The sequence below is a fragment of the Marinomonas algicola genome, from assembly GCF_014805825.1.
Lineage (GTDB): Bacteria > Pseudomonadota > Gammaproteobacteria > Pseudomonadales > Marinomonadaceae > Marinomonas > Marinomonas algicola.
Map to the genome: position 1 here is coordinate 1496184 of NZ_CP061941.1, position 18274 is coordinate 1514457.

21 protein-coding genes are annotated in these 18274 nt (G+C 39.6%); 16 read left to right on the forward strand and 5 right to left on the reverse strand.

Annotated elements, in window-relative coordinates; genetic code table 11:
- Nucleotide 1: 1 nt before the first annotated feature.
- Both IEZ33_RS06710 and IEZ33_RS06715 read left to right on the forward strand, forming a co-directional pair.
- Nucleotides 2–1051 carry a DUF2333 family protein gene (locus IEZ33_RS06710; protein WP_191602919.1) on the forward strand — a complete coding sequence of 350 codons (1050 nt, stop codon included), beginning with the start codon at nt 2–4 and terminating at the stop codon, nt 1049–1051.
- 2 nt (nt 1052–1053) lie between these two features.
- Entirely contained in the window at nt 1054–1596 is a 543-nt protein-coding gene (locus IEZ33_RS06715; RefSeq protein ID WP_191602920.1) for a GNAT family N-acetyltransferase, read from the forward strand.
- A 74-nt stretch (nt 1597–1670) separates the two neighbouring features.
- Here the strand turns inward: IEZ33_RS06715 and IEZ33_RS06720 are convergent, their stop codons facing one another.
- Nucleotides 1671–3011, reverse strand: coding sequence for an anti-phage deoxyguanosine triphosphatase (locus IEZ33_RS06720; protein ID WP_191602921.1), 1341 nt, complete (start codon nt 3009–3011; stop codon nt 1671–1673).
- Nucleotides 3012–3136: 125 nt separating this feature from the next.
- Between IEZ33_RS06720 and IEZ33_RS06725 the strand changes: the two genes are divergently transcribed.
- Nucleotides 3137–3427 (forward strand): LysR family transcriptional regulator, encoded by a 291-nt coding sequence (locus IEZ33_RS06725; RefSeq protein WP_191602922.1) that lies wholly within the window; start codon nt 3137–3139, stop codon nt 3425–3427.
- A gap of 28 nt (nt 3428–3455) precedes the next feature.
- Here IEZ33_RS06725 and IEZ33_RS06730 read toward each other — a convergent pair whose 3' ends face one another.
- From IEZ33_RS06730 to pabB, 3 genes are all read right to left on the reverse strand, one after another.
- On the reverse strand, nt 3456–4190 hold the full coding sequence (locus IEZ33_RS06730) for a phosphoadenylyl-sulfate reductase (protein WP_191602923.1): 735 nt from the start codon (nt 4188–4190) through the stop codon (nt 3456–3458).
- Between the two features lie 130 nt (nt 4191–4320).
- Nucleotides 4321–4971 (reverse strand): NUDIX hydrolase, encoded by a 651-nt coding sequence (locus IEZ33_RS06735; protein ID WP_191602924.1) that lies wholly within the window; start codon nt 4969–4971, stop codon nt 4321–4323.
- A 4-nt stretch (nt 4972–4975) separates the two neighbouring features.
- On the reverse strand, nt 4976–6382 hold the full coding sequence (gene pabB, locus IEZ33_RS06740) for an aminodeoxychorismate synthase component I (protein WP_191602925.1): 1407 nt from the start codon (nt 6380–6382) through the stop codon (nt 4976–4978).
- A gap of 69 nt (nt 6383–6451) precedes the next feature.
- Between pabB and IEZ33_RS06745 the strand changes: the two genes are divergently transcribed.
- From IEZ33_RS06745 to IEZ33_RS06770, 6 genes are all read left to right on the forward strand, one after another.
- Nucleotides 6452–7324: an alpha/beta fold hydrolase gene (locus IEZ33_RS06745; RefSeq protein WP_191602926.1), complete on the forward strand. Its 873-nt coding sequence runs from the start codon at nt 6452–6454 to the stop codon at nt 7322–7324.
- 163 nt (nt 7325–7487) lie between these two features.
- Complete coding sequence (locus IEZ33_RS06750; protein WP_191602927.1) at nt 7488–8816, forward strand: DUF5610 domain-containing protein; 1329 nt, start codon at nt 7488–7490, stop codon at nt 8814–8816.
- Between the two features lie 91 nt (nt 8817–8907).
- Nucleotides 8908–9411: a GspH/FimT family pseudopilin gene (locus IEZ33_RS06755; RefSeq protein ID WP_191602928.1), complete on the forward strand. Its 504-nt coding sequence runs from the start codon at nt 8908–8910 to the stop codon at nt 9409–9411.
- Entirely contained in the window at nt 9405–9749 is a 345-nt protein-coding gene (locus tag IEZ33_RS06760; protein ID WP_191602929.1) for a hypothetical protein, read from the forward strand. The genes IEZ33_RS06755 and IEZ33_RS06760 overlap by 7 nt, the downstream gene beginning before the upstream one ends.
- 54 nt (nt 9750–9803) lie before the next feature.
- Nucleotides 9804–10724, forward strand: coding sequence for a type II secretion system protein (locus IEZ33_RS06765; RefSeq protein WP_191602930.1), 921 nt, complete (start codon nt 9804–9806; stop codon nt 10722–10724).
- Between the two features lie 15 nt (nt 10725–10739).
- Nucleotides 10740–11249 carry a hypothetical protein gene (locus IEZ33_RS06770; RefSeq protein ID WP_191602931.1) on the forward strand — a complete coding sequence of 170 codons (510 nt, stop codon included), beginning with the start codon at nt 10740–10742 and terminating at the stop codon, nt 11247–11249.
- 121 nt (nt 11250–11370) lie between these two features.
- On the opposite strand, the gene IEZ33_RS20990 is transcribed toward IEZ33_RS06770, so the two are convergent.
- Nucleotides 11371–11652, reverse strand: coding sequence for a PP0621 family protein (locus IEZ33_RS20990; RefSeq protein WP_420844872.1), 282 nt, complete (start codon nt 11650–11652; stop codon nt 11371–11373).
- A 34-nt stretch (nt 11653–11686) separates the two neighbouring features.
- Between IEZ33_RS20990 and IEZ33_RS06775 the strand changes: the two genes are divergently transcribed.
- The 7 genes from IEZ33_RS06775 (at nt 11687) to IEZ33_RS06805 (ending at nt 18146) form a co-directional block, all read left to right on the forward strand.
- Entirely contained in the window at nt 11687–13339 is a 1653-nt protein-coding gene (locus IEZ33_RS06775) for an NAD+ synthase (RefSeq protein ID WP_191602932.1), read from the forward strand.
- A gap of 98 nt (nt 13340–13437) precedes the next feature.
- Entirely contained in the window at nt 13438–14274 is an 837-nt protein-coding gene (gene murI, locus IEZ33_RS06780; protein WP_191602933.1) for a glutamate racemase, read from the forward strand.
- 63 nt (nt 14275–14337) lie between these two features.
- Nucleotides 14338–15216 carry a DMT family transporter gene (locus IEZ33_RS06785; RefSeq protein WP_191602934.1) on the forward strand — a complete coding sequence of 293 codons (879 nt, stop codon included), beginning with the start codon at nt 14338–14340 and terminating at the stop codon, nt 15214–15216.
- A gap of 112 nt (nt 15217–15328) precedes the next feature.
- On the forward strand, nt 15329–16021 hold the full coding sequence (locus tag IEZ33_RS06790; protein ID WP_191602935.1) for a CsgG/HfaB family protein: 693 nt from the start codon (nt 15329–15331) through the stop codon (nt 16019–16021).
- A 7-nt stretch (nt 16022–16028) separates the two neighbouring features.
- Nucleotides 16029–16406: a DUF4810 domain-containing protein gene (locus tag IEZ33_RS06795; protein WP_191602936.1), complete on the forward strand. Its 378-nt coding sequence runs from the start codon at nt 16029–16031 to the stop codon at nt 16404–16406.
- Entirely contained in the window at nt 16403–17062 is a 660-nt protein-coding gene (locus tag IEZ33_RS06800; RefSeq protein ID WP_191602937.1) for a DUF799 domain-containing protein, read from the forward strand. The genes IEZ33_RS06795 and IEZ33_RS06800 overlap by 4 nt, the downstream gene beginning before the upstream one ends.
- A 322-nt stretch (nt 17063–17384) precedes the next feature.
- Complete coding sequence (locus tag IEZ33_RS06805) at nt 17385–18146, forward strand: MipA/OmpV family protein (protein WP_191602938.1); 762 nt, start codon at nt 17385–17387, stop codon at nt 18144–18146.
- Nucleotides 18147–18274: the final 128 nt, after the last annotated feature.

An 18274-nucleotide genomic window follows, 5' to 3' on the forward strand; every position in this document is an offset into this window, starting at 1 on the left:
TATGTCGAGTATGTTGAGTAAGTTAGCGTTTTGGAGTGATCGAGATAATCTCTCCGGTATAGGTAAAGGGGTGGCTGCATTTCTCGTCGTCCTAATCTGTTTGTTGTCCGTTTTAGGCATTTATTGGAGTTCAGAGCCAGATGCGTTTGATGTTGTTGCCGTTGCTAAAGAACGGGCTGAGGTAAGAGGTTACCTAAATAATAGTAAAAAACTGGTTGTTGGTTACACCACAACCAGTACATTACATACCATGGTTGAGACCTTATTAGACAAACCAGGTGGGTTTATTAGTAATGATATTATGCCGCCCGGTGTTTTTATGGACAATATGCCTAATTGGGAGTTTGGTGTATTGGTGCAAGCTCGAGATTTAGCAAGAGCCTTGCGTAAAGACTTTAGTCGTTCTCAGTCACAATCAACAGAAGATGAGAATTTAAAAGTCGCTGAACCTCAATTTAATTTTGATGCCAATAGCTGGGCTTTGCCTTCAAGTGAGGGTGAGTACCGACGTGGTAATAAAGAACTGCTTGAGTACCTTGATAGACTTGCCAAAAAAGAAGACCAAAATGTTCAGTTTTATGCTCGCGCCGACAATTTACGAAATTGGCTAGCCGATGTTGAGACTCGATTAGGCAGTTTGTCTCAGAGGTTGTCGGCAAGTGTTATTAATGTTCGAGAAAATACCGACTTAGCTGGAGAAGCAAATGCCCAGCAATCAACGGTGAATGGTGATCAGCAACGAGTAAAAACATCTTGGTCTAAAATAGACGATGTATTCTATGAGGCTCGAGGCGCAAGTTGGGCTTTAATTCATATTTTAAAAGCGATAGAGGTGGATTTCGTTTTCACTTTGCAGGATAAAAATGCGTTGGTCAGTTTGCGTCAAATAATTCGTGAACTTGAATCAACGCAAAGTACTGTCTGGTCGCCAATTATATTAAATGGCAGTGGTTTTGGTGTGTTAGCCAATCACTCATTAGTAATGGCGTCTTATATTTCAAGAGCCCATTCGGCCATGAGTGATTTAAGACGCTTGTTAGAACAAGGCTAAAAATGCGGCCAAGTAATACTGACTTTTTAAGTGACTCAGAAAAAGGCGCGTATCCTGCGCCTTTTTATCGTGTGGCTGAATTGGAAGATGCTCCAGACATTCAAGCTATTTATAATGACGCAATTTTAACAAGACGATCTTGCGGCCATACAGCTGAAATTTCCCTTGTAACCGTCATTGACTGGTTAGAGTCATCTCATGAAAAAAGGCCCATTTGGATTATAGAGAATCACAAAAGCATCATTGGCTGGTTTGCGGTGGAAGACTTTTATGGCTTACCCGCTTTCAGCTGTGCTGCCGAAGTCAGTGTGTATATTTCACCACTATTTCAGCGTAAAGGGATGGCCACGAAAGTTTTGCACTTTATTGAGGTTTTTTTAGGGTGTGTTGATGTAACGCATTTAGTGGCTTGTATCTACGGGCACAACTCTGAAAGCCTTAATTTGTTTAACAAACACGGTTACGTTCAATGGGGGTGTTTGCCTCAAATTGCTTTAATTGACTCACGGAAATATGACTTGCTTATTTTGGGTAAACGAATTTAATTTTCAGGGTGTAAAAAACCAAAACGCCTTATAGTGCTCTTAATCAGTCTGGCTATATAAGGCTTGAGACTGAATTACATGGGTTCAAAAACAGAGCCTAAACTTGGAACGAAAAGTTTGTTATACAGTCTGCTTGCATAATCATCCGTCATGGAAGCCATATAGTCACAAATAATTCTATGGCTATTGAGCCCTTGTGACTCGCTTGCTTGCCACTCCTTCGCAATTTCTCTCGGTAAAAGTCTTATGGGGTCTGAGCTCAATGCATCAAATATTTCCATGATCATTTGTTGCCCTTTATAGACAAGCATTTGAACTTCTGGTTTTAAGATAATATGCTGCATTTCAAATTCTTTAAGGGCATTAAGGGCGGTTTTTTGCGCCTGTGGAAGTGTAACTTGAAAGCGTAATAATGGGTGTTTGAAGTTATGGTTTTCCTCTATTTGGCAAGAGGTGATAAACCAGCTAACCAGCTGACCAATGGCGTCTTTGCGTAAATGACTTTGCTTACTGAATAAGTTGTCTTTTAATGTTATTAATTGTGTCTCTAAAAAATCCGAATCTAATTGGCTTAAAACGGGATTTAGGTGTTCCTCCCATAAGCTTTTAGTCACCATGCCCAACACGATGGCGTCTTCTAAATCATGAACGCCGTAGGCAATATCATCTGCTAAGTCCATTATGCTGGTATCAAGGCTCGAATGAGAGGAATACAAATGTTGTTTATTGGTCTTCTGAGTGATTTTTTGCAATTCATTTCTGTCGTCTTTTGTAAAAGGTGACAATATCCATTCGAGTAATTGGCTTTCTTCTTCGTAAACGCATTTTGGTGGTGTCCAATTCGAGGCCTTAATTTGTCTGAAGTTTGCTGGTTTATTTGGGTATTTACCGACCACTGAATTATGCAATACGGGGTATTTTAGTACGCCTAATAAGGACCGTCGAGTAATGTCCATACCATAGGTTGGGGAGTACGACCCTCGTTTTCCTAAAATTCTAAGGGACTGCCCGTTTCCTTCAAATCCACCGTGTTCAGCCATCATGAAATTAAGAGCGACTTCACCACCATGGCCAAATGGAGGATGACCAATGTCATGACTTAAGCAAATGGTTTCCATCAACGCTTCATCTGCTAGCCATTCTTGTAGTTCGGAATGCTCTGCAAAAGCGTATTTAAGCTGATGAACTATACCGCTGCCAATTTGAGATACTTCTAATGAATGGGTTAATCGAGTTCGGCTGTAATCATTTTGTCTAATTGCAAGGATTTGAGTTTTTGATTGTAAACGACGAAAGGCCGCACTGTGAATAATTCTTGCGCGATCTCTTTGATAGGGGGTTCGATGATCGTTTATTCTTGATTGAGCTACGCCAGATTGACGTTCTTGCCATGGTAGGTGAAGTGCGCTGGTCATCGTAATGCTCCGATCGATGTTTAATAAATAGCTTTATTAATAGCATCTTTCATTAAAAATGGATGTAGGTCAATGTTTGGTCTGGAAGGATTAGGCATAATATTCTTATCATATAAGGAAAACTTATGCTAAATAACCAACATTTAATGACGTTTAAAACGTTAGTTGAATTTAAAAGCTTTACGTCGGCCGCAAAAGTATTAAATCTTACCCAGCCTGCGGTCACTCAGCATATACAAAAGCTAGAAAAAGAGCTGAATCAACAACTTGTAATTAGGCAGGGAAAAGGTGTCCTAATGACGTCAGCAGGAGAGCGACTGTATTGCTACATTAATAAAGTATTTGATGAATATCAGAACTTTAGGTGCGCTTGGGATAAGAGTAGTGATTCTGCAAAAAAAGTGGGCTCTGCCTAGAGCCCACCCTTTAATGACTAAAGATATATTATTGCGCCTGCGTAGGAATAAGGTTACCTATGTGCAATCCGCATTCCTTGTTTTCAGTTTCTTCCCACCACCACCTGCCTTCACGTTCATGTTGATTAGGTAAAATAGCCCGCGTGCAGGGCTCGCAGCCAATACTGGTAAACCCTTTTAAGTGAAGAGGGTTGTAAGGCACATCAAACATCTTGATGTAATTCCAAACATCTTCAGAACTCCAATTTGCTAAAGGGTTAAACTTGTATAATGGACTGTCGTCTAAGCTGAAGCTGGTATCCAATTCTGCGATTTCTAATTGATTACGTGTACCATGACTTTGATCTTTTCTTTGGCCTGTTATCCAAGCATCTAAGGTATGTAACTTTTTCCTTAATGGCGCGACTTTACGAATGGCGCAGCACTCTTTGTGGCCATCTTCATAAAAACTAAATAAGCCTTTTTTTTGTGTGAATGCTTCTAAAGAGGCGTTGTCAGGCGATAAAATGGCAATGGGGATATTGTAGTGCTTACGAACAGTTTCAATAAATTGGTAGGTTTCAGGATGTAAGCGTCCCGTATCTAAAGAAAAAACGTGGATGTTTTTTTTTGCTTTTACCGCCATATCTATCAAGACAACGTCTTCAGCACCACTAAAAGAAATTGCAATATTGTCAAAAGTCGATATGGCTCCTTTTATGATTTTTTTTGCGGCGGTCGGGTCATGCGACTGGATAAAGTTATCTACATCAAATTGAGTCATAAAGAATTCCAAATTAATCGTTTATAGTGCGACTCTATCAAGTTGTTTAAAAGAGAGGAAATAAGAAAGCGCACTAACCTTATAATTGAAGTCAAAAAAATTATAATTGGAGACTAGGTTATTCCTTTATTTAGAGAGCAGAATGCGAATCTAATGCTTTATAGAGTTCGTAAAGAATGCCAGCTGTCAGTCCCCATATGGTAATATCTTGATACTTAATTTCAAAGTAGCCGGTATGGAGATCGGATAAGTTTCGTCGAGTAAAGGTATAATTTGTGGGTGTTAAGACATAATCCAATGGAACCCAATGTGTTGATTCTACTTCATCGAGAGATAAGGTCATGTCTTGTAAGGAGATAACTTCAGCGATGATGGGTTTGACACAGAAGCCTGAGATGGTGAGATAATCACCAAGCTCACCGATTAATTGAAAGCAATCCGGAGGTAACCCGACTTCTTCATGGGTTTCTCTTAAGGCCGTTTGAATAAGATCAGAGTCGTCATCGTCATATTGACCGCCTGGAAAAGAAATTTGACCTGGATGGTTGCGCAAGTGTTTTGCGCGTTGAGTTAGCAATATATGAAGTCTATCGAAATTATCTTTCCAGATAGGGATGAGTACAGCGGCTGTTTTAAAATTTTGGATTCTTTTTTGCTCAGTTAGAACCGCATCCGGATTGCGCATAATTTGTCCGGACTCGTATTGATCTAAAGCGGATCGAATCTGTCCAATATCTGGTGATAACGGTGGAGAGTTTAAAAACTGCTTAAAATCACTCATATTTTCATTTACTTCTATGAAAGTTAACTTCTAAAGTATGGGTTAATTTTCCGACTTTTGTGAAGGTTTCTTGATATTCTTCGTCACATATTGAGTCTAATACAAGACCTCCTCCAGCCCAACAGTGAATATTATCCTTGTCAACAATCAAGGTACGGATAGTGATACTTGAATCCATTTGGCCATTACAACTGAAATACGCGATTGAGCCACAATACGCAGAACGAGTATGAGGTTCCAGTTCATCTATAATTTCCATTGAGCGTATTTTAGGTGCCCCCGTTATTGAGCCACCTGGGAAACCATTTTTGAAGACCGTAAAGTGTTCCCAAGTATTGGCGATTTCACCCGTAATAGTTGAAACTAAATGGTGCACATTTGCGTAGCTTTCAAGGAAAAATAGTTTGGGTACTTTGATGCTTCCTGTAATACAGCTCCGTCCCATATCGTTTCTAAGTAAATCAACTATCATTAAATTTTCTGCGCGGTCTTTTTCTGACTCAAGCAGTTCTTGTGCCAGCTTTTCATCTTCTTCTAAAGTATGGCCTCTTGGGCGTGTCCCTTTAATCGGCTTGGATTCAATTTGACTGTCATTGCATAAAACAAACCGTTCCGGGGAATGGCTTAATATGGCTTGATTGTTATCTAAATTAACATAGGCGGAAAAAGGGGTGGGGCAGGCTTCTCGTAACGTACGGTAGGCTTCAAAGCTGTCTCCCTGACATTTCGCACTAAAGCGTTGCGCGAGGTTTACTTGATAACAATCGCCTGCACGGATGTAGTGCTTTACTCTATTGAACTTTTCTTGATACATGTCTGCTGTCATATTCGACGAGAAGGCAGTATGTAATTCAAATGAATCAATAGTACGCGGGGGCTCACTTGAAATTCGATCTAATACAGATTGTTCAAGAGACTCGTCACACCAAGGCGTTAATACCAGTAGCGTTTCTTGGCTCTCGTGAAGGCTGATAATTGCCCATCCATATAAACCAGCTAGTATCTTTGGAATGGATACATCTTGGATAGTATTATGAGGAAGGGTTTCTAAATAACGCCCGCTATCATAGGAAAAATAGCCTAAAACTCCGCCTGTAAAAGGAAGGTCTTTAGAGGCTTTTTGAGCCCAAGGTTCCTTGCAAATTGTATGGATTAAGGTTTCTAGGGTATCAAATGGGGTGCCAATTGGTTCAATGTTGTATAAAGGCGCATTTCGCCAAACCAAAGAATGATCTGATTCTTGAGCTTCAAGTATGGCCAACGGGTCAGCAACCAAAATATCAAACCGAGTGTCAGAGAAACTCTTGTGATTACTGTCAAGTAATATGGCTAGAGGAAGGTCCCTGAAGGATTCGAAAAGGGTGAGTAATTCTTCTTGGTAAGGAAGATTTATCAGTCTAATGTCTGTCATAATAAACCTAGGGAATATAAAGCTCGGTATTGTATCCGCATAATTGGTGTTCTTATAGGTATATTACAAGTGACAGAAGTTTTTTTTATTAAATCGTCCTCTACCCATTTGGCTTATCGTCATTATCGTAACGATCGAGCCCCAAAAGGCTCGTGTTTACTTTTATTGCATGGAGCCGGCGTGGGCGGGGAGCTTACTTGGGAGAGCATGATTCCATATTTAACTCGTTGGGAAACAATTTTAGTTCCTGATTTAAAGGGGATGGGTAAAAGTCATGCGCTCTCGGGTGAAGAGGAGCCCTTTACTGCAAAGTCTCTTGCAGAAGATATGTCTCATTTATTGGACTATCTTGAGTGGCAACAATTTGATGTTGTTGGTTACTCCTTAGGCGGTTTGGTGACGTTATTATTAAACCAACTAAACATTGAAAAAGGCTTGCCATTGATTAAGAAAATGGCCTTGTTAGAACCCGCAACATTGGACCGAGAAAACTTACTTGAGTTACAAGGGTTACGCAATAAGTATCGAGCGGCTTCTAGAACCATTCGAGAAACCGGTGATGTTGAGCTTGGCATTGCCCACTTTATGGATGGCGTTTCTCCCAATAGAAGAAAACATCCTGTGGCAGAGAAAACCACCAAAACTCGGCTTGCTCATAGGCCATTTGGTTTTGCCTTTGCTTTAGATAGTGTCACAGATTTAGTCGATGATTTTGTTTCTAAGCCGCATTTAAGGCAAGTGATGTTAGAATCAACGCAAGAAGTGTTACTTTTTTCAGGAGGCATAAGTCATAAGTCATTAATTCTTCATTATGACTTATTAGAGCAGCAACTAAACGGTTGGCGACATGTTATTATTGCTGGTGCTGATCATTCTTTGCCGTTTCAGAAGCCAAGGCAGGTTGGACAAATCCTTAATGAGTGGTTTGTTAATGGTAATTGATATAAAGAATTATCTGCTTAGGTCGTTGTTTTTATAGCGTATTTGTTTTTTTAGAAGATAAAGGTACAAATAAATTATAAAATTGATTAAAGTTTGTTCTATTTTGGTCGATAACTGACCATGTAGTATTAATTTTATCGATCTTTCACAAAGGCGGCATGGTATGTCTGACTTTTTTAAAACGGCTAGCGATTTAACTAAAACGTATTTTCAGAATGACTTTCAAAGGACTGAAAGAGAAGTCCAGTCTCCTGTTAATCAAACTTTTCGTTCATCGGATAAATACGATCCCGCAAACCAGAGCGCTCGTGTCATGGGAGTGGTTCAAGAGCGTTTATTCTCTTATGTTGCTCGTTCTACTTCATCTGAAAGTGTTTCTTCTAATGAGAAAGCCAGTGAAGCCAGTAAAAACCAGGCGTCAAAAAATGATTTTTCTCCCGAGGCCGTAAGCCAAAGAATCATTGGTTTTGTTGGTAACTATATGGATAAGCTACGCGATGGTGGCGCCAGTGAAGAGCGTTTAAAAACGGTTTTTGAGTCCGCCCAGTCCGCTGTGACACAAGGTATCGAAGACGCTACTGAAAAGCTGTCTAGTCTTAATTGGCTTACGAACGATGTGCAAAACAACATAGCATCAACTCAAACACAAATTGAAAAAGGTTTTGAATCTTTATCTGAGCGTTTTTTTGAACCGCAAGCGCAACTTGAAACCAGTGAGGCTTCTCGAGGTGTTGCCGTATCATCTGAGACCCAATACAGACAAACAAGCTCGACAGAAATTCAAATAGAAACACGTGATGGGGATAAGGTGAGCCTGTCTCTGTCTGCTTTAGAAGCCTATCAAAGTCAAGTATCTGCTGCCAAAGTCGAAAATGAGAATGGTAGTGCGACGGCCTTTTCTCGTTATACAAGCAGTCAAAGTGAATTTGCCTTCGAATTTTCCCTAGATGGTGAGCTTGATGACGCCGAACTTGAGGCCATTAACTCATTAGTAAATGATCTTGCTGATGTCGCAGATACGTTTTTTAGTGGTGATATGAAGTCTGCCTTTGAGCAAGGACTGAAGCTAGGATACAATTCAGATGAACTGTCTGGCTTCGCTATGGAGCTAAATTATTCAGAATCGATTCGTCAGTCTTCTGCCGCGGCAGCTTATGGTCGTAACCAAGGAAGTGCAGCTGACGGGCTAGGCCAGTCTGTTATAAAGCCACTGGCTGAATTCAATAAGGAATTGACTGAAATTTCTGAGAAATTCTCTGCTCAGTTTGAAAATATGCAAGAGATCGCTACTCAAACACTGAATAGAATTTTTGAGATGCGCTCTGAATTAGAAGAGAAAAAACAATATATTGCTGAAATATTTGGTTTTACAAATGCTCTATTTTCAAACGCATTGTCTAAAAATAGTGACATTAATAAAGACGCTTCCTCTACAGGGAATGCCGTTCAGGGTGTGGTAGAAAATTCTGAGGGCAGTACTTCCAAAGCCTAAGACTACTGGCGTAGTTTGTTGTAAGAAAACTTGCTACAACATTGTTTGATATGTATCTTTTATTTTAATCAAGAAACAAGGACGTTTCTTTATGACACATGAACACGGTTTTTCACTAGTTGAAGTTCTCATTGTCCTGATGATTATTGCAATAATCAGCCGTACTTTCCCATCGTCTATTAATCTTTTTGCGTTTCAAAAAAAACAAAATGCGCTTTATAAAACGCAGCAAGACCTTGCTTTATGGCTTATAAGGGCAAGACAATTAGCCGTAAATATAAATAAAGAAGTGATCTTATGTGGTGGTGATCAATGCGATGGAAATTGGACTAAAGGGTTAGCAATACGCTCTGATAATGTCACTATTTCAACACTTTCATTTGATTTAGGTATACATGTTAGTTGGAAAGGTTTTCCAGTTCAAAAAAAATCCATTATTTTTCTTTCTGATGGATTATCAAGCTACCAAAATGGAACTTTCTATCTTTGTCATTCAGGTTTTTATTGTTATATCCGATTGAATCAAAGCGGACGGTTTTATACGTCATCTATTTTGCAAGACACCAATGATGGAGGGGGCGGCCACTTATGCTAAAGTATCCTATCAATACTAAGGGATGGGTATTATTGGAGGTTATGGGGTCTTGTCTTTTATTAGGCGTCGTCTTAATGGTTTTAAATAATCAAATGCAAGCGCAGTGGCTGTCGTTACAGCATGAACTTCATGTCCAGAGTGATAAACAGAAAGCCGCAGAGTTAAAGATGATGAGATCGATGCTAAAAGACAATGTGTGGTTGTTAGAAGCTGATCCTGAATGGCCATTAGTTAAAGAGAGTGGTACGGAAGAGACACACAATGTGATTGAGCGACCTAGTTGCAATCATTGTCGAGATGTCTTGTTAGAAAAGTGGTTTGAAAGCCGCTATCCCTAGTATTATTGATTCTATTGAAAATAGGTAACGTAAGTTTCAAGCTAAAGGAATAGCATGAACAAAAATCAAAAAATGAAATCTCAACAACAAGGATGGATGTTATTTGAAGTGATGGTAGCGACCATCATTATGATGCTTCTCCTTTCTTTAATCGTGCCTATATTAAGTCAAGCAAAGCAACATCACTCCATCGTGCAACAGAGATTCCAAGCTCAGGCATGGATCGAAGGTTTCAAGGATAATTTGGTTGCTCAATGGGGAAAAATGTTTTGGAAGGGGTGTGGGAATTGGCCGGGACATACCATCACGATATCTCCTTACGATTCCGTTAATCTCCCTCAACGAATTAAAAATAAATCATTACAGGCTCACAGTGACTGGATTCAAGGTAGATTATTGGGTGAATGTTTGAGTTTACACACTTTGAATGAGCTTGAGTTCGAGTTTTCTTCTGAGTGCAACTGGAAGGTCAACCAAAAAATTGCCTTCTCTCACTGTCATGTTCCTCATTATGGTTGGGTGGAGTCGATTAAAGGGAAAAAAGTAGGCGTTCATCTCAACTCCCCAAGTAACGCATTAGATATTGAGTACCCACTTAGTGGGATGATTTTAAGTAATAAACCTTTTGTTTGGTATCTGGCCAAAGGAAAGAGTTCACAAACATCATTATGGAGAACACCTTTAGACAGTGGTAATTCTCTGGAATTGTGGAGTGGTATTAAATATCTCGCTGTTTATCCAATGTTAGATACAAATATGGATGGAATCTTGGATGAATTATCTACTGAGTACGGATCATTCTCGGTAGACAGTATTCGCGCTTTTTGGGTTGAGTCTTTAGTCACTTATGAAAACTGTAAACCTGATAAAAATAACCCTGTACAGACATATAAAACCTTCCGAGGAGACTCTTGGGTGTATGACAGCCGATGTACGTTTTTAACGGACTTTATTGTCCCCATGAATCTTTTATAAACGTTGGGATACATAATGCCAGATGAACGTTTAAATGGGTTTAGGTTCAGATACAGATCCCAGCGTCTTCAACAGTTGGGTTTTATTAGTTTGCCTATTATTTTCTTATCGATATCGATTGCGAGCCTGACAATGCTTTATTATGAAAAACTGTCTGAATCAAGGCAGTGGGTTGCATTGCAAGCTCCCATGGTAAATAAGCAGATTCTATGGTCTGAGTTTATAACTAAGGTACTTGTTCATCTTGATCAGGGTATTGCGGAAGTCAGCCCATGCAATGGCTTTTGTCCGCTTAGCTCATTAACAAATGTGTTTCATGTAAATCAAGATGTCAGTATTTATTGGAAAGCGGAGTATTTTACCTTTATTAATCAATCTGAAGGCCGTACTTTATCGTATCGAATGTGCGCGAAAATGTTCCAACCTGAAACTAATATGGCTGACAACGAGGATACTCATTGCTGGTGGTTGAGAGATGAAGCAGGGTCACTACGGCTAATGAGTCACATGAGACTTGAAGAATAAACTCAAGCGCCGAGTGCTAAAAGATGAATTTTTAATCAATAAGCACTAGGGGCGACAGAGAGCTTGGTTGGTGTGAGATGATATCCTAGTGTAAAAATAGAACAACGAATCGTACTTTTAGCTAGTCTATTTTTTTCTTGTGTTCTAAACTGCAAAAGAAGTCTCTTTTTGACCCTTTCACAGCATGTGTTTTTGGCGTATATATTTTACAGTACGCACATTGGACCATGTCTTCCTCTTTACTTTCTTTAGAGGGTGTATCTTGTTTGGTGTTGATTTTTTGATCTATCAGGCTTTTGATATTTCGGTAGAGCCACCAAAGAAGCAGAAAAATAATTATAAAAACGATAAAACGAACGATCATATACTTTACCTTAGTTGGGTAATTCCACGACAATAGCATTATATTTTAGCAGAGTTAACGAGATAGTAACCGTATGACATTCAGAGTAGCAATGGCCCAGCTTGATATGCTGGTTGGCGATATTAAGGGTAATACTCAAAAAGTAATCGATGCCGCAGAACGGGCAAAACAAGAACATCAAGCAAGGGTTATTGTATTCCCTGAACTAACACTAACCGGTTATCCGCCAGAAGACCTGTTGTTAAGAGCAAGCTTGGAACAGCGCATCGAGCAGGCGTTGGAACGCATTCTAGCAAAAGTTCATGACATTTATGTTGTCGTTGGTTACCCACGCCGAATTAATGGAGAATTATTTAACTCTGCAGGCGTTATTTATAATGGCTGTTTAATTGGGGAATATGCCAAACAAAAATTGCCTAATTATCAAGTGTTTGATGATAAGCGCTACTTCACAGAAGGACGAGATCCTCTTGTTGTTGACATGGATGGTGTAAAAGTAGGGCTTAGTATTTGTGAAGATATTTGGCACCCTGAGCCTATCGCCTTATCTAAACAAGCGGGTGCGGAGCTTATCCTAAATTTGAATGCATCGCCTTTCCATATCGAGAAAATGGGGGAACGTGAATTATTGCTGCATAAAAGGGCTGTTGAAACTCAATTACCAATTGTGTATGTGAATTACATGGGGGCACAGGACGAGTTAGTTTATGAAGGCGGCTCTTTTGTTGTAAATGGCCGAGGTCAAAAAGTAATGCAAGCTCCTTGGTATGAACATGGCCTGTTTACGGTGGATTTTATTGTTCATGATGAAACGGCCTTAGATACCTTAACCAGTCGCTTGCAAGCGTGTGAAGGGAGTATTTCTCCAGCACTTTCGATGGAAGCCAGTGTGTATCAGGCGATGGTTTTAGGGTTACGTGATTATATTGAGAAAAATCGCTTTAAAGGTATTGTTCTTGGGTTAAGTGGGGGAATTGATTCTGCTCTTACTCTGGCTGTTGCCGTGGATGCTATTGGTGCTGAGCGTGTTCAAGCCGTAATGATGCCTTATACTTACACTTCCTCAATGAGTCTTGAAGATGCAGAAGAGGAAGCGAATTTGCTGAATGTCGAATACAGCGTTTTGCCAATTGAATCAATGGTAAATGCCTTCACGAAGATACTCTCCTCTGAATTTGAAGGTTATCCAAAGGATACGACGGAAGAAAACTTACAAGCGAGAACCCGTGGTGTGACCTTAATGGCCATCTCTAATAAAAAGGGTTATATGGTTGTTACAACCGGTAATAAGAGCGAAATGGCTGTGGGTTATGCAACGCTGTATGGTGATATGGTTGGTGGTTACTCTGTTTTAAAAGATGTTTTTAAAACACTTGTTTTTAAACTGTGCCGATATCGAAATACTCTGGGTTATGTTATTCCAGAACGAGTGATTACAAGGCCTCCTTCGGCTGAGCTGGCTCCTGACCAAAAAGATGAAGACTCTTTACCTAGTTATGACATCCTTGATCAAATACTGCAGATGTATATTGAGCAAGATATGAGTGCTGACGCCATTATTGAGTGTAAACAGTTTGATCGTGAGACAGTGTACAGGGTATTAAGGCTTGTAGACATTAACGAATATAAACGCCGCCAAGCGCCGACTGGGGTTAGAATAACCGCTCGTGGCTTTGGTCGAGACCGCCGTTACCCTATGACGAATGGTTGGCATATTGGCGATTAAGAATACTATTTGTATAAAGCGTATTTTATCTCTCTAGAGTCGATACGCTTTTGTTTTATTTTTTCTTATGCGAAGTGGTGTAAGGGTGATAATTTACTGTGCATATTGTCGTATTTGACTCAGGCATTGGTGGCACGAGTGTGTTAGAGCATTTGCAGCGAGATCTACAGCACGCTCATTTTTCATATATTATGGATAATTTATATATGCCTTATGGTCGTCTGCCTCTGGCATTACTGCATGAGCGACTTGTTTTTTTATTAAATACCGCCGTTAGACATCTGCATCCGATCGACTTAATTGTTGTCGCTTGCAATACAGCCAGTACCCAGGGATTAGACATGTTACGCAAGCATACTCATATCCCTATTATTGGTGTTGTCCCCGCGATAAAGCCAGCTTGTCTGCTTAGCAAAAAAAGTATCGGTTTATTAGCGACGCCAGCAACGGTTAATAGTCATTATACTCAGAACCTTATTGATCAACATGCTTCAGGCAAACCTGTACATTTATATGGTTCAACGACATTAGTCCATCTGGCAGAAGAAAAATTTTGGCGAGGCTATGTTTCCCCAGAAGCGGTTAGGGTGGAGTTGAAGAGACTTAATGTTGATCGGGATATTGATTGCCTCGTCCTTGGCTGTACACATTTCCCCATATTAAAAGAAGAAATTCAATTGTCATTAGGTGAATCTACTCAATTGATTGATTCTGGAAAGGCGATAGCAAAAAGGGTGAGGTCACTTATTTCAGATACTACACTTATTTCAGACACTACACTTATTTCAGACACTACACTTATTTCAGACACTACACTTATTTCAGACACTAATAGGGGAAAGCAAATTGATAAAGTAAAAACCACAACGTCCTACTTCTCAACGGCGAAATTGGACAGTAAACAAGGTTTAGTTGTGCACTGTCTTACGAGCTAATTTCAACCTTTCATAACACCATTCTTTTTTTATCTATCAATACTGTTGATCAAGGGGTTATTTTTGACTAATCATTCGCAATCACGAGGTGAGTTTGTGCTGGTTTTAGTAACCGTTCTTGCCGCATTTGGTTGGGTATTTTCGAAAGAAGCCATTGCGAGTTTTCCACCTTTACTTTTTATGGGAATCCGTTTTTTTATTGCCGGTATTATTCTTGTGTTACTCGGAAAACGTTTTTTTCGAGGACTTGATAAAGAGAGTGTTAAAAAAGCTGTTTTAGTTGGGGCCGTAGGAAGTGCAAGCATGGGGTTCTGGATTTCAGGTCTGGATCACAGTGATCATTTAGGTGTTGGTGCTTTTATTATGAGCCTTGGCGCAATATTAACGCCGATTATGGCAAAGTTTATATTTGGAGCTAAACCTACGAGAAGCATATGGGTCGCCTCTTGTATTGCTATGCTTGGACTTGGGTGTTTATCTTTAAGTAATGGCTTGGATTTTGAACTGTCCCATTTATTCTTTTTGGCAAGTGCATTAAGCTCAGCCTTTCAAATGAATCTGATGTCGCGCTTTACTTTGAACATTCATGTTCTTGTACTTTCATCATTCCAGTTAATGGTAACGGGAGCGGTATTGCTCTGTATTTCTTTTTCTTTTGAGACAATGCCTGAAACCGTTTCTTTGGAAGTGATAAAATGGCTCTTGCTCAGTATCTTAATCGCCACCAGTTTACGGTTTTTTTTACAGACTTATGGACTGAGCCTAACGCCGGTAAGCCATGCGGCCATCTTATTAAATTTAGAACCCGTTTGGACGGCTATCTTGGCGACTTTTTGGTTTAGTGAAGTGATGAAAATGAATCAAGTTTTAGGATGTAGTTTGATTTTCTTAGCGATGCTAGTCAGTCGATGGAGACAGCTCATTGTTTTTATAAAAAAATGATGTGTCTGTTGAACGTCTTTATTGATAGCGTCATTCTTGATACAAAATGAAATACTTATTTATTTCCTAATGAAATAGAATAAAGCTTTACCTAACTACACGGAGTTAACTCATGCCAATACGTTCACAGTATTTCTTCAAAACATCTATTTTATGCTTAATTACGGCAGCGACTGTTATAACGGCTGGTTGTTCGGCAACACAATCTCACCGATCGATAGAGTCGGAAACTGTGAGTAGTTATAATACTAATTATAAAGGCCTTAAGACGACATTGGTTGTCGGTAATTTTCAGAATAGGTCGTCTTATATGCAGGGTTTATTTTCATCTGACACGGACAAGTTAGGCAATCAGTCCAAAACCATACTAAAAACACATTTACAGCAAACCAACCGATTCAAAGTGGTAGATAGAGAGAATCTTGAAGTACTTCGAAAAGAAGCTGAACTGAATGGCGTTAAGCAAAAACTGACCGGTGCTCGTTATACTATCACGGGTGACGTTACTGAGTTTGGGCGAAAAGTAACGGGTGATAAGCAACTATTTGGTATTTTAGGGTCAGGAAAAACTCAGGTGGCTTACGCTAAAGTCAGCCTTAATGTTGTGGATGTTGTGAATGGCGAAATTGCGTATTCAACTCAAGCGGCGGGTGAATACGAATTAAGTAATCGTGAAATCGTTGGTTTTGGTTCTACGGCAAGTTATGACGCGACATTGAATGGTAAAGTATTAAACTATGCGATTACCGAAGCTGTTAATAATATGGTGCGTGATTTAGAGAATGGATCATGGCAAGTAGAGTAAGATAAGTATGATTTTGTTTTTAAAGTCTAGCGTTAGAGGTAGGCTCATTATTTTTGGATTGACTTTATTTATCGCAGGTTGTTCAAATAAGCAAAGTACCTTTTATTGGGGGAGTTACGAAGATTTGATTTACGCCATGTATATTGAGCCTGGAAATGCCGATTCCACAACGCAGATCTCAATGCTGGTTACCGATATCCAAAAAGCGGAGTCAAAGGGGCTAAGAATTGCACCAGGCATACATGCTCATTTAGGGTACATGTATGCCTTAGAAGGAAATATGGCTCAATCAAAAGCAGAGTTTATGACTGAAAAAGCATTATTTCCAGAATCATCGGTACTCATAGATGGCATGATGAGTCGACTGGCGGGAGCGAAAAAATGAGCCTATTAACGCGATTTGTATTTTTAGTCATAATACTGCCTGTGATGCTCGTTATCACAGGGTGCGCCACATCACCAACACCCTACGATTATGATGCATTGATAGCCGCAAAACCACGTTCAATTGTGGTTATTCCACCTAAAAACAATGCCATTGAAGTGAATGCGCCTTATGTTTATCTGTCGACCATTTCTCGTCCACTGGGTGAAAAGGGGTATTATGTTTATCCGGTCGCTGTGATCGATATTTTCATGAAAGAAAATGGGTTACCAACACCGGAAGAGATGAACCTTGTTTCTTTAGATAAAATTTATCAGCATATTGGTGCCGATGCGGTGTTATATACAGAAATTATTGACTGGGGGCAAAAATACACTATTTTGTCTTCAAATACTGTTGTGCACGTTTCTATGAGGTTAGTTGATGCTCGTACAGGTGTTAAGTTGTGGAGTGCAAGGGCTTCTGCGGTGAGAAGTTCTGATTCTGGTAACAGTGGTCTAGTTGGAGCATTAGTCACCGCCGTTGCATCTCAGATTGTTAACTCTATTTCTGACCAAACCCCTGAAGTGGCCCGAATGGCGAATAATCAGGCTATTTATGATTCCCGCTCTGGCTTGTTAAATGGACCATACGCAAAACCCGACGAACAACAGTAATAAAAACGCCAATTGTATTCTACACTTGGCGTTTTTGTTTCACCTCGTAATGTTCTCTTTACTTACAGTCCTCTTCAATTTTATTTTAAATATTCTGCATCAAGTTTTAACTGTTTTTAAAGTTAACTGTTTTTAAAGCTAACTGTTTTTAAAGCTAACTGTCTATAACGATTAATAGAACTGACTCATTGTCACATTTAAATGCTCATTATCTTTTTATATTGCACTTCATCAGTTGTTGCTTCATGCCGAGCTCTTTTAATGCAAAATGCCATTCTGGTTAACGAGTAAATGATTAAACTTTATATAAAGGGGTGTGTTTATGGAATGGTCAAACAATAACCGTGTTTCGATTGGTGCTTCTACCGCGGTGATTCTGGGTGCATTGATGTCGACCTCATCTTTAGCCGCTGATTTTTCGGCAACCGTTGGCGGTATTGTAATGGGGCAAGAGAATTATATTATAGGTGAGGACAGTGAAGTAGAGCTCTTACCTTATGTCTCTTTAGAATACGGCATGCTTACTTTAGATGAGGATGGATTAGCATTAACCTTTGAAATAGATGGTAAAAGTGCAGTGAGTGCGGGCCTTAGTCAGAGATCATCGGTTTTTGAGCGTAAAGACAATAAGGTATTAAAACATTTTGATAAAAGAGATACCGCAACAGAGTTAACCGTAAATTGGATAAAATCATTTGATGAGGGCGACGTTTCTTTTGCCGTGGCTGGAGATGTATCAAATACCCATGATGGTTATGAAGTTATGCTCGGACTCTCGAAACAAATTCCATCATTTGGTGGTCTTGTTATTCCAAGTGTGGAGTTAAGTTTACAATCTGAAGCGTTGGTCGATTACTATTATGGTGTGAAAGATAGCGAAGCCACATCGAGTATTGCCTCATATAAAGCCAAAGAAAGTCTTTCAGCAGGCCTGTCAGTCGCTTATAAGTATCGTTTTTCAGAGAGTTGGAGCGCTTTCTCTCATGTTGGCTGGACTTATTTAGGATCAGGTATATCCGATAGTCCTATCGTTAAAAAAGACAATGTGTGGCTTGCCGTCATCGGTGGTATGTATACATTTTAATTAGTTGATTTACTAATGAGCATTCGGTCCGCCTTTTATATTTCTTTAAGAGTACTGAACGATTCTAGTATGTTAAGTTTTATAGAAGGCGAAATAGCCAACGTCATTCAATGTGAAATCTATTTATC

What these genes read in the sequence shown, in the direction of transcription:
- IEZ33_RS06710 (WP_191602919.1), top strand. Translation starts at nt 2, where the DNA reads ATGTCGAGTATGTTGAGTAAGTTAGCGTTTTGGAGTGATCGAGATAAT.
- IEZ33_RS06715 (WP_191602920.1), top strand. Translation starts at nt 1,054, where the DNA reads ATGCGGCCAAGTAATACTGACTTTTTAAGTGACTCAGAAAAAGGCGCG.
- IEZ33_RS06720 (WP_191602921.1), bottom strand. Translation starts at nt 3,011, where the DNA reads ATGACCAGCGCACTTCACCTACCATGGCAAGAACGTCAATCTGGCGTA.
- IEZ33_RS06725 (WP_191602922.1), top strand. Translation starts at nt 3,137, where the DNA reads ATGCTAAATAACCAACATTTAATGACGTTTAAAACGTTAGTTGAATTT.
- IEZ33_RS06730 (WP_191602923.1), bottom strand. Translation starts at nt 4,190, where the DNA reads ATGACTCAATTTGATGTAGATAACTTTATCCAGTCGCATGACCCGACC.
- IEZ33_RS06735 (WP_191602924.1), bottom strand. Translation starts at nt 4,971, where the DNA reads ATGAGTGATTTTAAGCAGTTTTTAAACTCTCCACCGTTATCACCAGAT.
- pabB (WP_191602925.1), bottom strand. Translation starts at nt 6,382, where the DNA reads ATGACAGACATTAGACTGATAAATCTTCCTTACCAAGAAGAATTACTC.
- IEZ33_RS06750 (WP_191602927.1), top strand. Translation starts at nt 7,488, where the DNA reads ATGTCTGACTTTTTTAAAACGGCTAGCGATTTAACTAAAACGTATTTT.
- IEZ33_RS06755 (WP_191602928.1), top strand. Translation starts at nt 8,908, where the DNA reads ATGACACATGAACACGGTTTTTCACTAGTTGAAGTTCTCATTGTCCTG.
- IEZ33_RS06760 (WP_191602929.1), top strand. Translation starts at nt 9,405, where the DNA reads ATGCTAAAGTATCCTATCAATACTAAGGGATGGGTATTATTGGAGGTT.
- IEZ33_RS06765 (WP_191602930.1), top strand. Translation starts at nt 9,804, where the DNA reads ATGAACAAAAATCAAAAAATGAAATCTCAACAACAAGGATGGATGTTA.
- IEZ33_RS06770 (WP_191602931.1), top strand. Translation starts at nt 10,740, where the DNA reads ATGCCAGATGAACGTTTAAATGGGTTTAGGTTCAGATACAGATCCCAG.
- IEZ33_RS20990 (WP_420844872.1), bottom strand. Translation starts at nt 11,652, where the DNA reads ATGCTATTGTCGTGGAATTACCCAACTAAGGTAAAGTATATGATCGTT.
- IEZ33_RS06775 (WP_191602932.1), top strand. Translation starts at nt 11,687, where the DNA reads ATGACATTCAGAGTAGCAATGGCCCAGCTTGATATGCTGGTTGGCGAT.
- IEZ33_RS06790 (WP_191602935.1), top strand. Translation starts at nt 15,329, where the DNA reads ATGCCAATACGTTCACAGTATTTCTTCAAAACATCTATTTTATGCTTA.
- IEZ33_RS06795 (WP_191602936.1), top strand. Translation starts at nt 16,029, where the DNA reads ATGATTTTGTTTTTAAAGTCTAGCGTTAGAGGTAGGCTCATTATTTTT.
- IEZ33_RS06800 (WP_191602937.1), top strand. Translation starts at nt 16,403, where the DNA reads ATGAGCCTATTAACGCGATTTGTATTTTTAGTCATAATACTGCCTGTG.
- IEZ33_RS06805 (WP_191602938.1), top strand. Translation starts at nt 17,385, where the DNA reads ATGGAATGGTCAAACAATAACCGTGTTTCGATTGGTGCTTCTACCGCG.